The sequence below is a fragment of the Streptomyces sp. JW3 genome, assembly GCF_052216785.1.
GTDB lineage: Bacteria > Actinomycetota > Actinomycetes > Streptomycetales > Streptomycetaceae > Streptomyces.
In genome coordinates this window covers 1-260 of record NZ_JBQOUX010000312.1, presented here as the reverse complement: position 1 = coordinate 260, position 260 = coordinate 1, and the positions used below count along the sequence as shown (strand labels likewise).

1 protein-coding gene is annotated in these 260 nt (G+C 68.5%); it reads left to right on the top strand.

Going from position 1 to position 260, the window contains the following annotated elements:
- On the top strand, nucleotides 1-260 hold a 260-nt coding region (locus ACTT8P_RS38635; protein ID WP_442836458.1), incomplete at both ends, for a hypothetical protein.

The following is a 260-nucleotide window of genomic DNA, read 5'->3' as shown; positions in this document are numbered from 1 at the left end:
CGGGTGGTCAAGGGCATCCAGCTCAAGGAGTACGCCTCCTGGCTGGACGAAGGCGCCCTGTTCAAGGGCCAGTGGGGACTGAAGCAGGCCCGCACCGGCGACGGACCCTCGTACGAGGAACTGGTCGAGAGCGAGGGCCGGCCCCGGCTGCGCGGCCTGCTGGACCGGCTCCAGACGGAGAACCTGCTCGAAGCCGCCGTGGTGTACGGCTACTTCCCGTGCGTCTCCAAGGACGACGACCTGATCGTGCTGGACGACGC